Source organism: Terriglobus tenax (assembly GCF_025685395.1).
Classification (GTDB): domain Bacteria; phylum Acidobacteriota; class Terriglobia; order Terriglobales; family Acidobacteriaceae; genus Terriglobus; species Terriglobus tenax.
The window spans coordinates 628,618-641,904 of sequence record NZ_JAGSYA010000003.1 but is presented as its reverse complement, the minus strand read 5'-3'; the positions used below and the strand labels follow the sequence as shown (position 1 = coordinate 641,904).

The following is a 13,287-nucleotide window of genomic DNA, read 5'->3' as shown; positions in this document are numbered from 1 at the left end:
TGCGAAAGCCACGATGATTGTTGTGAGCCAGAACGCGGTATCAAGGCCGAAGATGTGGCGATACACCTGGATCGGTGCCGTCCTTTATGTGCTTCTCCATTTTCTGGTGATCCATTTCAGTGCCAGCGGTTACCCGAGCAATTTTCTGGTGATCGCGCTCGCCTTGCTGAAGGTTGGCTTCTGCTTATGGATCGCGAAACAGACTCCTTTTCCCACGAAATCCCGATGGCTGCTTGTCGCCACCGGAGGATTTCTGAACAATATCGGACTCCAGATCTATGTGTGGCGCAGCCTTCTATTTGATAACCACGCGGTTCTCTCCTCTACTGCTTCCTTCCTTGTTGCTCTCGCTTCGATATCTATTCTTCTTGCCATCACTTTGAATTTCAACAAAGAAGAGGCGGTAGCTGTCCGGCTGCTTGACGCGGTGCTGTGTCTCACTCTGGGCTATCTGTTTTTCGTGATGTTATTTTCGCCCGCTGGAGTTGGGACAAATGTCCTGTCCACGAACCTGCTGATCGATGTTCAAGATGGTTTCTTTTTGACGTGCTTGGCGATACGATTCTTCGCTTCTGATACGGTGGACGATCGCCGTTTCTCGTACGTCTTCTTCTTCTATTTCGCGGCATCAACTCCATTACTTGCGGTACGCAATCGATGGAATGCGCTTGGGCCGTCTACTCTATGGGATCTGGCACTGGGCGTGCTGCCTGTCCTGTTCATGCTCCTCGCATTCAATCCGCCACCGGCGTGGGTGCGTAATCTCCGTCCGCCGGAGCGTCTTGTACATATGGCGCGCGGCGGCAGTCCGGTTTTCATGAGCCTTGCCCTGGCGCTGCTTGCAATCGCTATCTCTCGTTCGCATTTTTATCTGGGAAGCACATGTATCCTTTTGGGACTTGTCACCTACGGCCTGCGCAACGCCATCATTCATGGCAAGCTACTGGAGACGGAAAGCCGCCTCCTCACGGCCCAAAATGAGCTGGAAATACAGGCTTCAAGGGACGGCCTTACGGGCATCCCGAATCGACGCTTATTCGATGAAACGATGAGGAGAGAATGGCGCACCCTTGTTCAAAGAGGTGGCACTTTGACCGTCCTCATGATCGATATCGACCTTTTCAAGGACCTCAACGATGTATACGGGCATCAGACTGGCGATGCCTGCCTGACTACAGTCGCCAGGACAATTCAGGGTATGCTGACTCGTACCGGAGATTTCGTCGGCCGCTATGGCGGGGAAGAGTTTGCAGTGATCCTGCCTGGAACGTCCTTCGAAGGGACGCAAATAGTGGCGGAGCGATTACGATCGGGTGTGATGGAACTTGCCATTGCTCACGCGAAAAGTCCGCATGGCTATGTCACGGTCAGCATCGGTGCAGCAATCGGCGATGCTTCCAGCGTTCCCGACCTGAGCTTCCTGATCAGGGCGGCGGACGAAGCACTTTATCGAGCAAAGAGGGCGGGACGCCATAGGGTCGAGACTACAGACCTGACAGCCCTCGACAGCCTTCTCCTGAGAAGAGATGCAGAACCCGAATCCTAACAATAGATCAGTGGCCAGAGGTTCATTCTCTACCTCAAAGGCGGGCTAAAAGATGGATGCGCTCTCCATCCTTGCGACTTCACCAACCAAACCGCGAGGCGTACGATCCTCAACTGCTGATAACAGGGCAATGCACTCAGCGAGCGTGGATTTGAGCCGACATCGAGACATTAGTCCTGTGAAACGCACTTCTCGTCAGGAATGCTTCTGGGTTGGTACAAAATCGTCGATGCACTCACGGAGGTGGGCTCAATGAGTGCATCGGCATGTAAGCAACAGTTGACGACCCAGGCTGAGGAAGGTCACTGGATCACAGTCGACTTCCAGATGCCAAAGAGACTTACGGAAGTTCTCGCTGCTGATTTCGCGCCGGTTTCAACTCACAATCGCCATCTCCTGATGTCAGGGGATGAAAAGTGGCCTCAAAGAGCATCTATCGCAGCAAGGACCGAGCGAGCAGAACGGAGATGACCGCCGGTACGGCGAAGAGAAACGCGTGAATCAACGCTTCGGTGGAGGCGGCGTAGCCTGCGCGAATTCCACGTTGTGCGTCGAAGACACAAGCGACGAGCCAGAGCGCCAGAAATGTTGCCACAGTAACGGTTCGACCAATGCCCATCCAGCGGGCGCAGTAGACAGCCACCAGTGCAAGAACTGACCCAACTAGCAATGCAATCAATGTACGCATGACTCTCCTTAGGCCTGCCCTATCTCCAGGCGATCGATATTCTGATCCTCGTTCAGGTGAAACTTGAAGTAAACAGGAAAGTCTCCCCACTGGTCTGAATGAAAGTCACCATAGACGTCGAGTCCTTCGTTTGTCACGCGATGGATCTTTGTGAACCGCTCATGTCCCAGCGCCTCTACAGTAAATGTGGCAAGATCGCGTGGTGCACCGTCGTCGAACAGTTGCGCACTCGGCACAAAGAGAGACCTCCAGGTGTTTTTGTCGCCGGTATAGAGAGCATCCAACGCTGCTTGTACCACCGGATGCGATACGGAGAGTGTACTCATGGGGCATTCCTTTCATCGGTGTCTACTTCTGCGAGAGCGGAATACATTATCCCACCGAAGCGTGATTTTCGGGTGTTGATTCGGTGTACGGCGTCCGCTCCCACCTCATGGAACAAGGCGCTTAGCTTTTGGAAGCCTACCGGATAGGGTCCCCATCTGCTGCTCTGCGATCGTTCGTACTCCACGATGAGGAAGCGTTGGCTCGCAGCAGTCAGTCTCGATAACAGTTGCGATTGTTCATGGATGAAATGAAGCGAGTTCGCCATGAGTACACCATCACAACAAGGGAGCCTCAGGCTGCGACTGTTGATGTCGGCAAGAACCTTACGAATCCCGACGCCATCATGCCGTTCCGGAACCCTCTGTAATGCTCTCTGGTCCATGTCAACGGCATGAATGGTGCTTCCGGGAGCCAATAGAGATGCAAGAGCTGTAGTGAAGACACCCTCACCACATCCTAGGTCACACCAGATTTGCGGCCGCGCCCACTCGATACGTGGTGTCCGAAGGAGCGCTGCCGCCTGGTCGATGGTCATGCCTGATCTTAGCGTGTGGTGTAACCACCATTAGCAAAGATCGTTTGTCCGGTGATCCACCATCCGTCCGTTACCAGGAACTCTATGATGGGAGCGATGTCCTTGTATCTAAATACGCTAAGGGGCTTCCGACTCACCAAAACGCCCCTTGCCAGATGTTTGCTGTCCAAGCACCCGCTTTATCAGGGTCTCAACAGCGCCCTTTTCTTTTTCATAGTCTTCGGCGGACAACGATCCGCGAAGTCGGTCGGTCTCGATCGCAAAGAGTGCCTCCTTCAGTCCCTTGAGCCAAACATCTTCTGGCAACGGCTTCATGGACGGAGCACCGAGATCAGCCTGCGGTGATGATGGCGTCCTTGAGCGCAGGAACAGACCTGCGCACACCGCAAGCACGAGGGCGACGCCACTCATAACCCACCATTTGTACTTGTCTAACGGATCAGGCGTCCCCACCGGTGCGCCGAGACCTCCGCCAGGGCTCGCGGTTCCAATTGCTCCTTGCGAACTTCCATCTCCATCTGCCTGTTCCTTCGGATTGTCTCTGGGCAAAATGCCTTTGCCGCTCACGACGAAAGAATACTGCTTCCCCTGCTCCAGCCCTTTTGCCAGGAAGCTTTGCGTGTCCGAATCTCCATTCATCGGCTCAAAGTTCCCACCATTCACCTCCTTGAAGTTCATGCCCTTAGGAAGAACGATGGCAAAGTTTGCAGTTGGCAGCAGCATCTGAGCCTGAAGGGTATAGGAAGTTTGGGGTGGCAGATGGTATTCCACCTGAAAGCGCGTCTCGCCGGGACGGATGGGGAAGTCGAAGGCATAGCGGCCCAGCTTTCCCGAAGGAACAGGAGTGGAGGCAACAGGCATTCCTCCTGGCCCCATCGCAATTGAGGCTCCCACCTTAGCTTCCTCAGGAAGCTGTATCTCAAATATTTGTGGCCCAAGCTGCGTCCGGGGCGGCGAGGATTCATTCTTCAGAAAGTAGCTTTCAATCACGTGGAGACCTTGCTCATCCGTCTCAATGCGCATCATGTCAGCTTCCATGCGTAGCCGATCAACTTTTGCCGCGGCATCGTAAACCATCACATCAACCTTCGAAGCGCCGGGAGCTACCGCGGCGTAGTAGGCCGCCTTCTGATGATTCACACGAATCAGATGCATTTCCGAATCAGTTATCTCGATACGGAATTTTCCCGCCCCATCCGTCCTGGTTTGTGCGATCTCCTGCATGTTCTGCTTGAGCCCAATCAACACAACTTCGTCTCCAACAGAAGGCCTATCAGAGGTCTTGTTCAGCACAGTACCTGTGACCGGTTGGCTCCATGCAAAGAAAGTGGCCGAAAAGAAGAAAGAGCTGCAAAGACTGAGCAGGGAGAAAAAGCGAGTAGTGCGTTTCATGTAGGCTTTCCTGATTATTCAGTGGTAAAGGCTGCGCCTGAGCTGATACGAATTGATTCTCAGCGACTTGTGAACCAAAGGAGCTAATACAATCGCTGTGCCTCCGAGAATCATGGCTGCACCAATCCATATCCAGGCTACGAGCGGATTCAAAAAGACCTTGATAATTGGACGCTGCGTGTCAGGTTCCTTCCCTGCAAAGACAACGTAAAGGTCATCCCGAAGCGTGGAACGATTGGCCACGATGGTCGCAGGCTGCTGACTCGCGACATAGAATCGCCTCTCGGGGACAAGCTGCGCGATCTTGTGCGAACCACGATAGATGTTAAGCAGCGCATTGTCTGTGTCGTAGTTCAAGTTCGAGGCGCGAGAGTAATTCTCACATTCCAGACGATACCCTCCGATGTACATACTCTGGCCACGCCCAAGTTCCTGCTCGGCGCTTTGGTTGAACGCTCCCCCCGCCATTCCAATGAAGATAACGATAACGCCTAAATGCACCAAATGCCCGCCGTAACGGCGGGTATTGCGGCGTATCAAGGACGCGAACATCTCAGCAAGGGCAAAGCGATAAATGCCGGAAGAGCGCTCTCATGATGCGGCTGCAGATAGCCTGGTCAACTGCTGGATCCCACGTTCTGCCTCTTTCACTATCATCCGTAATGGTTCTCGTGACTGCGAATTCCTATCAGCAAGCGTTGGAAGATTGCTCCTTTCGGCCTATGCCTTAATGCTTGCCGTAAGAGAACAAAGGGTAGCAGCCCTCCTGGATGTGTTCAGCTTTTCCTTGGCTCAATCTGCGTTCATGTGCAGATCGTAGTGCCACCATAAATCTTCATACGTGGTCCGTCTCTTTAAGCGACAGTTCGCAAGCAGGCAGATATTTGATTTCGCGATAGCAAGTAAACTACGACCACGATCTAAATAGTCGATCGGTATTGGCTTAATCCAGGATATCTCCTTACATAGGAATGTCTCCACCCTTCTCCAAGAGAAGTCGCATGTTGAAACCAAAGGAATGAATCATGGCCTACGCAACAACGAATCCTTATACGGGTGAAACGCTCAAGACTTTTCCCGACGCCACTGACTCGGATGTGGCTTTGGCTTTGGAGCGGGGGGACACCGCTTTCAAACAATGGAAGAATACATCCATCGCAGCTCGTGTAGCAGTATTACAGAATGCGGCTAACCTGCTCCGTGCTAAGCACACCGAGTATGCCAAATTGCTGACACTAGAGATGGGCAAGCTACTGAGTGAGGCCGAGGCAGAAGTTGAGTTGTCTGCGGCAATCTTTGAGTACTATGTCGAAAACGCGGAGCAACAACTGGTGCCAGAGAAACTGCCGTCTAAGGACCCAGCCGTGACCGAAGCTTGGCTAGTTCATGAGCCCTTAGGAATCATTCTGGCGATCGAGCCGTGGAATTTTCCTTACTACCAGATTGCCCGCATCCTGGCTCCTCAGTTGTCGGCCGGGAATGTGATCGTGCTCAAGCACGCCTCCAACGTGCCGCAATGCGCCGATGCATTTGAGAAGCTGATGCTTGAGGCTGGTCTTCCAGTTGGCGGTTTCAAGAATCTGTACGCCTCCCGCCATCAGTTGGAAACCATTATCAATGACTCACGTGTGCATGGCGTCGCTCTTACAGGTTCGGAAGGTGCGGGTGCAGTCGTAGCCGCCCAAGCGGGCAGGGCTCTGAAGAAGTCCACGATGGAGCTTGGTGGCGCAGATGCATTCATAGTGCTAGAGGACGCCGACCTGGATAAAGCCGCCAAGTGGGCGGTCTTTGGCCGTCACTGGAATGCTGGCCAAGTGTGCTGCTCATCCAAGCGAATCATCGTAGTCGAGGCGATCTACGATGCCTTCCTGGAACGTTTTATCGCCGGTGTGGCTGCACTCAAGGCAGGTGACCCATTGGATTCCGCCACGGCACTTGCGCCCCTGTCTTCACAAGCTGCCGCAAATGATGTGCGACGACAGGTCGACGAGGCCGCCGCCCATGGTGCCACCGTAACCGTGATCGGCGCAGAGGTTCCCTCACAAGGGGCTTTCGTACGTCCCGTGATGCTCTCCGGTCTGACAAAGGACAACCCGGCCTACTATTGGGAGTTCTTCGGCCCCGTGTCTCTGATCTTCAAGGCAAAGGATGAGGCTGAGGCTATCGAGATCGCCAACGACTCGCCTTTTGGGCTGGGAGGCTCGGTGTTCACGCAGAACATCGACCGCGGCCGCAAGGTTGCTGAACAGATTTCTACCGGAATGGTCTACATTAATCACCCCACTGCAGTGAAGGCCGACCTGCCCTTTGGCGGCGTCCGGCGTTCGGGCTATGGCCGCGAGCTGATCGGTTTGGGGTTGAAGGAATTCGTCAACCACAAACTGATCGGTGTAACGGATATCGACGGGAATTTCTGAGATAACGCAGCGTACGGTTTAGATGAATTTTGTTTTGAAGCGATACATCACCGAGGAGTTTGGATAGGGCGTGTCTCGGACAGGATAGAAGCATGACGTTTCTGCTCGACTGCGGTTGGGAGTATTTCCACCTACTTCTCTCGGCAGATTTATGTTTCGTCCGTATCCGGCGTTCTGCACGGTTACGCTCCTGGGGCTGTTGCTGCTGGTGTTGCCCACGGCCGTAGGCGTGAAGGAGAGCGCGGGCGGGGGGAGGTCAGGTCGATCTCCTTCACCGTATTGTTGCCACTATCCGCGACGAAGACGTTGCCGCTGCCGTCCACAGCTATGCCATTTGGCCTGCTGAATCCGCTGTCCAGGATTTCAGGATCGAGACAGGCGTACCGTGCCAGCTTCTCCGCATCCACGTCGTCGCTCTTGCGGTCGCAGTGTGAAATCGCCCGCAGCTCTCGCACGTTCGCGACAATGACCTCGTGGCCGAGCTGCTCGAGCTGTTCGCTGATCCAAATCGAATGCACGCCGGCCTCCATCGCCACGCGGGCATGCGGCACGTAGGTGAACCACGTGTCGATGGGCTTCGGTGTAGTCCGAAAGCGGCCTCGATCAATCACTTCGCCTTGCTGGTTGAGAGTGCGGTAATGGCTCCAAACGTCGCCAAGGTCAATGCCGATCGTCAGCTCTACCTGGCCACGCTTACGGGGTACTTCCGCGATGAGGTGTTGCGTAGGCTTCTTCATGGGAACAGTGTGCTCCTTCGGAGGACCTGCTCATCCCATTTATCGGGACTAATGCCAGGACGCATGCATTTTCTGAGCAGAGACAGAGGGTCTATTCCGATTCCAAGTAAAAACGGCCTCACCCATGGATGAGGCCGTTCCCGTTGTGGTTGGCTAAAAGAGCAACTTCGCGCCGAACTGAAGCTGCCGGGGCGTGTTGGCCTGTGAGGTGATGGTGCCAAACGCAGTCGAGTTGACACTGGTGTTCGGTGAGCCGAACTGCACGTGGTTGAAGACGTTGAACGCTTCGCCGCGTAACTGCAACTGCATGGTCTCCCGCAGGTGGAACGCTTTGAACAACGAGAAGTCCGTTGTCACCAGGCGAGGCGAGCGCAGTTGCGAGATATACGCGGGCGCGTTGCCCAGCGAGAAGGCCACCGGCTGGGTGAAGGCAGTGGTGTCGAAGTAACGCGTCAGACGGTTGTGGATGTCCCCATCCAGGGTTGGGTTGGAGCCGTTCCAGTTGGCATACAGTGTGGGGTTGCCAAGCCCCGAAGTGTTACTGGCGGTTACCTGCAATGGTGTTCCACTCTGAAGCGTGGTGATGCCGTTTATCTGCCACCCCCCGATGAGAGCGTCGACAGCCCGGTTCATAGTCGCTCCGAATGAGCGCCCAGCGCCCACAGGTAGTTCGTAGGTGTAGGCAAGAACCACGCGGTGCGGAACGTCCTGCGAGGCCACCGCATAGTCATACATTGGGTTGTAGCTATCCTGGTGCGTTGTGTTGGAATCCCATGCCTTGGAATAGACATAGTTGCCCTTCAACTCCAGACCGAAGCTCATTCGCTTTTCCAGTTGGACCTGAAGCGCGTTGTACTTGGTCTGCGCTCCTGTCATGAAGAGCGGTTGCACGCTGGTGAACTGCGGGTAAGGCCGCAGCAACTGGGCGCGGCTGACGCGTGCCGCGGACAGTGTGCCACTCTTGATGGCACCGAAGAACGGGTTTGGCAGAAGATCGTTCAGACTGGAACCCAGTGCCAGTGCAGAGACAGGCAGCTGGTTGAAATCGATTCCGCCCTCGCGGCTCTGCTGAAGCTTCACTCCGTGGTTGCCGACATAGCCCACCTGAACATGGAGCTTCCCGGGCAGTTCGCGATCCACGTTGAAGGTGTACTGTTCCGCGTACGGCGTGGGAGTGTTCCGCAGTACGCCCTGGATCTGTCCGCCTGCGCCAGTCGCAACTCCCTGTGCTGCGCCAGGTACTGGCTGAAAGCCATTCGGGAAGGGATTGTCGAGTGTGTTGAACGGCGTGATGCCGTCAAGTGAGCCCACCCAATCGTTTTGCACACGGAAGCCGAACGGCCCGATGGTGCCTGCCGCAGCCTGTGCGGAGGGGCCATAGACCACAGCGAATCCCGCATGGATCACGGTGTTCTTGTCCACGGAGTAGGCCAGGCCGAAGCGAGGCGCAAAGTTGTTCGTGTCAGCGGAATACTGATGCCGATCCTGCCCGCCAACACCGACGAAGACCAGACCGCCCTTAAGTCCGGAGATGCCGGATGCCTGCGCGAGCGCCGGAGATGCAACATTCGGATCGAAGTAGTTTGTTCGATTGAAGCGCTCCGTTCGCGGAGTGTCCAGATCGTAACGTAGCCCCAGGCTTAACGTTAGCTTGGGTGTAATACGCCAATCGTCTTGAACATAGGCGCCATAATAAAAGCTTTGTGTCGCAGCATCCTTGAAGTTCTGGATCAGATCTCCTGTTCCGGTACCCAACAGCAACGACGCAATGCTGTTGCCCGCCGCTGTGCTGGCGGCGCTGGGATTTGGGCCCTGGGTAAAGCCGCTGGTGAAAGCGTAGTTGCCGGACGTATCGCGCGTCTCACGATCGTTGACACGGATCATGCGCGCGTCCAGGCCCGCTTTTACAACGTGGTTGCCTTTTAGCCACGTGACACTCTGCAGCAAGCTATACGACATGAACGCATTGTGACGGTTGTCTCCATTGCCAAGCTGAACGTAGCTGTTTGCCGTGACCACCGGAAAGATCGGGAGGCCGCCGCCATTGACCACAGACGATGGCAAACCAAGATCGCTTGCCTGGAAGCCGAGTCCTGCGTTCAGGTAGTCATACAAGGCGCGGGCGAAACCGATGCGAACGTCGTACACCAGATTGGGCTTCGGCGTTGCCGTGTAGCCGACGACAAAGTTGCGCATCCAGTTGCGCTGCTCAATACGATTCTCTGCCTTCGAGATCGCAGCCGGAAAGAAGGGCTGCGGGTTGTCGTCGTAAAAGCGATCCGAGTAACGGCCGAACAACGTCTGGTTATGTCGCAGTCTCGCATCCAGACGGACGTCCCAGCTATCGATACGGTTGTCCTGCGTGCTGGTGGCGAAGAAGTTGTTCTGGCCCGTGCGAGGATCACCCGCGATGTTCGGAAGCGGGTAGTAGTTCATCAAGGTCTGCCCGACGCGACTCTGGCGAGTCTTGGGAATAATATTGCCCATGAAGGGAGTTCGGATATAGCCTCCGGCTCCGTTGGAACGCGTGGAGAAGGGGTCGTAGATCTGCACAGGAACACCCGCAGAGGTGAAGGTCTGTGAGAAGTCGCCCTGTCGCTGGAGCAGTGTCGGCACAGTTGCCGTGGTCTGCGTTGCCTGCGAAGCACGCAGCAGTTCCGCAGAGACTAGAAAAAAGAGTTTGTCGTGAAGGATGGGGCCGTTCAGCACACCGCCAAACTGGTTACGCTGGAAGTTGAGCAGCGGCCGTTTATTGCGATTGGAGAAGTAGTCGTTCGCGTCTAAGCCCGAGTTACGCGCGAACTCAAACAGCGTGCCGTGGAAGCGGTTTGTGCCGCTCTTGAAGGCAGTGTTCAGGATTCCGCCGAGGCTGCGGCCAAACTCCGCGGGGTAATTCTGTCCCAACACGCGAAACTGGTTGATTGCATCCACGGACGGAAAGACTCCGACACCGGAGTTGCCGTTGACCGTGGGAAATCCGCCCGGGATGCCGTCTACAAGCACGTCTGTGTATCCCTGACGCGTGCCGTTGATCGAGTAACCCACCGAGTTGTAATTGTTCCCGACGGAACCAGCAAAGCCAGGTGTCAGCGCGATGAGTGAATACGGGTTGCGCGAATTCAGAGGAAGGTTTCGAATCTCCGAACCGGTCACCACAGAGGAGATCGTGACATCCGTCGTGTCGATCGCATTTGCATCTGCTTCCACGGTGACAACGCTGCTGGATGCTCCGGGCAATAGACCGACGTCGATCATTGCGTTCTGCGAGACGTTGAGCGTGATGCCTCGTTGCGTGTAGTGCTGGAACCCTACAGCATCCACTTCAAGCCGATAGCTGGACGGTGCGAGGTTCACGAACGTGTACTCGCCCTCGTTGTTTGTCGCGAAGGTCTGGCTGGTGTTCGTACCAAGGTCGGTGACAGTCACCGTCGCGTTCTGAATCAGCGCACCTGACGGATCGTGGATCGTGCCTGTTACGGTTGCAGTCACGGATTGTGCGTAAAACGGAGTGGGAAGCAGCGCAGCTAAGAGCAGCGCTTGTAACGAGCGCCAGCTTGAACCTGACATGAAAAGGCCTTTCCATAACGCGTGGGGACGCGTGAACGAGGGGACAACGAGGTTGGGTCATTGGGCCGCCTCTCGCTGCGAACAATTCCGCAATTGAGACAGACCTTTGCCAATATTCCTCGACAGACACACAATTGATCTTCAACACAGTGTGAAAGAGGAAGAGGCGAGCGCATGTTCGCCCAGGGCGACCACGTGCAGATGACCGAGCCGTACTACGCGGAGAAGCTAGCGAACCGAGAGCTGAGTAAGGTGGAGCAGATCGAAGGCGACAGCAACATGAATCTGAGGATGGACTAGGACCGCGAGGTGTCCTTTCCGAATGCCGGACGACGCGGGCATGATGATCCGCACGACGTCGCCGCTCATGTCGAGCACCTCCTCGTACACTCCGTAGGCGCCAGCATCCTGCCAGCCAGACCGGATGACGTTCTTGCAAGGGCGGTGGAAATACACTCTGTCCCGTCAGAGAAGGACGGAATGTCCCCTGCCAAATCAGATGAGGCGAGTCGCGAAGCTTGAGACCCTCAACTGGCCGCGAACTTCAGGGAGTGCCCGGTCGGCAGAAAGCGTTTCTGAACCGCCAAACGGCAAAGCTTCGATGACTGAAGCAGAGTTCCAGTATGCGTCTCGATCGACTTCTGCTAACGCCTCAACACTCGATAGGCAATAATCGCCAATTTATCGTTGGATTCGCCATGTAGGTGGTGGCCGCGAAGTAACAGTTCAAAACTACGGAGCGTTCCTTTTTTCAGGATGGCCTGCAGATCTGGCGGCAATTCGTCGCCCATGAGGAAGCGTGCTGCCGCCTCGTTGGCCGGGACATCGGAGCCAACGATGGTGAGTACATATCCACTATCCGTAAGATTTGGCGTCAGCGTAACGTCCGCATAGTTGGTGCTTTCCACATCGCCTTCCACCGGCACGTAGTCGGGCTGCTCTCCCTTGAAAGGGTTCGCGTTGTGGAAGGCATAGCTATGTCCGGCGGGTTTGCCTGTGTACTGGAAGTTGCTCCTGGCGGCGAAGAGCGACACCCATGGGTCGCTGCGCTGATTGCCGATCAAGATATAGCTTCCCTGTCCGAAGTCGCGGATGTGGAGATCGCGCGCATAACGCAGTTCCGCCCGCATACCAGCTCGAGTTAAAGCCTGAAGGAAGTCCGTGCCCACGGATGCTTCGTCCAGTGTAGTCGTCCGGACACGTCCCAGCAACGAGAGTAGCTGGCTGAACTTCTGGTCCTGCGCCTGCGAATCAACCATGGCTCGATTACCCGTCTGGCTGTAGACCTCCACGGGAATATCTGTGTAGAAGGTCTTCTGAATCAGCAGGAGTGACGTGTCCGGCAACACAACGGAAACCTTACCGCCTTTTGCCAGGTACGGGAACATTCGGTTGGCAATGGATGAGTCTTCCGGAGCAACCACGCGATGTGAGCGCCACCAGGACAAGGATGCTGCTGCGGCACACAACAGGATTGCGACAAGCGAGATCCACCTCCATGGACGACGTTTTAGTTCCACCAGTGGGGGCGATGGTACAGCAAAAACAGATTCTGTAACGGCGATAACAGGCTGCTCAATCGCAGGATGCACTGCCTCCTCGAAGACGATGCGATAGCTGCCGCGTGGCAGTGTGAGACGGAGCGACTCAGACGCACCCTCAGTCTCAAAGTAGGTTTGTAGCTTTTGCCTCAGATGCCCCATCTGCACACGCACGATGGTGTCGTACGCGGGGTCAAAGTCGTCCTTGCGGCCAAGCACGCGGCGCGCGATGTCCTGTTCGCGGATAACCGTGTCCGGGTGTAACAGAGATGTTTCCGCGACGAAGAGCAGTATCTTTTTCAGATACGAGGCACGCTGCATGGTGCGGCTGCGCACAAGACGCTGCACTAACTGCCAGCGGACATCCCCCGCCAGACTGCCCTCTACCCCGTCCTCGATACTGTCTGCCGCTTCCGTTTGCATGTCCAACCGCCGATTTTCCCAGCGAAGCGCGATTCCTTCACGTGAACGGACAACTTTATACGGTTAATTGTCTTGTCCATGCAAGCGGCACGCCCGAAGACTGGCTCTCGTTCC

At 55.6% G+C, this 13,287-nt stretch carries 11 protein-coding genes; 3 read left to right on the top strand and 8 right to left on the bottom strand.

Going from position 1 to position 13,287, the window contains the following annotated elements; genetic code table 11:
* Positions 1-13 precede the first annotated feature (13 nt).
* Entirely contained in the window at positions 14-1,546 is a 1,533-nt protein-coding gene (locus tag OHL13_RS02715; RefSeq protein WP_263408574.1) for a GGDEF domain-containing protein, read from the top strand.
* A gap of 433 nt (positions 1,547-1,979) precedes the next feature.
* Here OHL13_RS02715 and OHL13_RS02710 read toward each other — a convergent pair whose 3' ends face one another.
* The 5 genes from OHL13_RS02710 to OHL13_RS02695 all read right to left on the bottom strand — a co-directional run bounded on the left by OHL13_RS02710 (position 1,980) and on the right by OHL13_RS02695 (position 5,040).
* The gene (locus OHL13_RS02710) at positions 1,980-2,234 is read right to left on the bottom strand and encodes a hypothetical protein (protein ID WP_263408573.1); all 255 of its coding nucleotides are present in this window, start codon (positions 2,232-2,234) and stop codon (positions 1,980-1,982) included.
* 8 nt (positions 2,235-2,242) lie between these two features.
* Positions 2,243-2,560, bottom strand: a complete 318-nt coding sequence (locus tag OHL13_RS02705) for a hypothetical protein (protein WP_263408572.1) — start codon at positions 2,558-2,560, stop codon at positions 2,243-2,245.
* Positions 2,557-3,096, bottom strand: coding sequence for a class I SAM-dependent methyltransferase (locus OHL13_RS18665; protein WP_399255102.1), 540 nt, complete (start codon positions 3,094-3,096; stop codon positions 2,557-2,559). The genes OHL13_RS02705 and OHL13_RS18665 overlap by 4 nt, the downstream gene beginning before the upstream one ends.
* A gap of 117 nt (positions 3,097-3,213) precedes the next feature.
* Positions 3,214-4,488, bottom strand: a complete 1,275-nt coding sequence (locus tag OHL13_RS02700) for a carboxypeptidase regulatory-like domain-containing protein (protein WP_263408571.1) — start codon at positions 4,486-4,488, stop codon at positions 3,214-3,216.
* Between the two features lie 18 nt (positions 4,489-4,506).
* Positions 4,507-5,040, bottom strand: a complete 534-nt coding sequence (locus OHL13_RS02695) for a cytochrome c-type biogenesis CcmF C-terminal domain-containing protein (RefSeq protein WP_263408570.1) — start codon at positions 5,038-5,040, stop codon at positions 4,507-4,509.
* A gap of 473 nt (positions 5,041-5,513) precedes the next feature.
* Here OHL13_RS02695 and OHL13_RS02690 point away from each other — a divergent pair, with 473 nt between their 5' ends.
* Positions 5,514-6,905, top strand: coding sequence for an NAD-dependent succinate-semialdehyde dehydrogenase (locus OHL13_RS02690; RefSeq protein WP_263408569.1), 1,392 nt, complete (start codon positions 5,514-5,516; stop codon positions 6,903-6,905).
* A 182-nt stretch (positions 6,906-7,087) separates the two neighbouring features.
* Here OHL13_RS02690 and OHL13_RS02685 read toward each other — a convergent pair whose 3' ends face one another.
* Together OHL13_RS02685 and OHL13_RS02680 are read right to left on the bottom strand one after the other, a co-directional pair.
* Entirely contained in the window at positions 7,088-7,642 is a 555-nt protein-coding gene (locus tag OHL13_RS02685; RefSeq protein ID WP_263408568.1) for an IS110 family transposase, read from the bottom strand.
* Positions 7,643-7,795: 153 nt separating this feature from the next.
* Complete coding sequence (locus tag OHL13_RS02680; protein WP_263408567.1) at positions 7,796-11,209, bottom strand: TonB-dependent receptor; 3,414 nt, start codon at positions 11,207-11,209, stop codon at positions 7,796-7,798.
* A 174-nt stretch (positions 11,210-11,383) separates the two neighbouring features.
* Here OHL13_RS02680 and OHL13_RS02675 point away from each other — a divergent pair, with 174 nt between their 5' ends.
* Positions 11,384-11,509 (top strand): hypothetical protein, encoded by a 126-nt coding sequence (locus tag OHL13_RS02675; protein ID WP_263408566.1) that lies wholly within the window; start codon positions 11,384-11,386, stop codon positions 11,507-11,509.
* 344 nt (positions 11,510-11,853) lie between these two features.
* Here the strand turns inward: OHL13_RS02675 and OHL13_RS02670 are convergent, their stop codons facing one another.
* Positions 11,854-13,179, bottom strand: coding sequence for a helix-turn-helix domain-containing protein (locus OHL13_RS02670; RefSeq protein ID WP_263408565.1), 1,326 nt, complete (start codon positions 13,177-13,179; stop codon positions 11,854-11,856).
* Between the last annotated feature and the right edge of the window lie 108 nt (positions 13,180-13,287).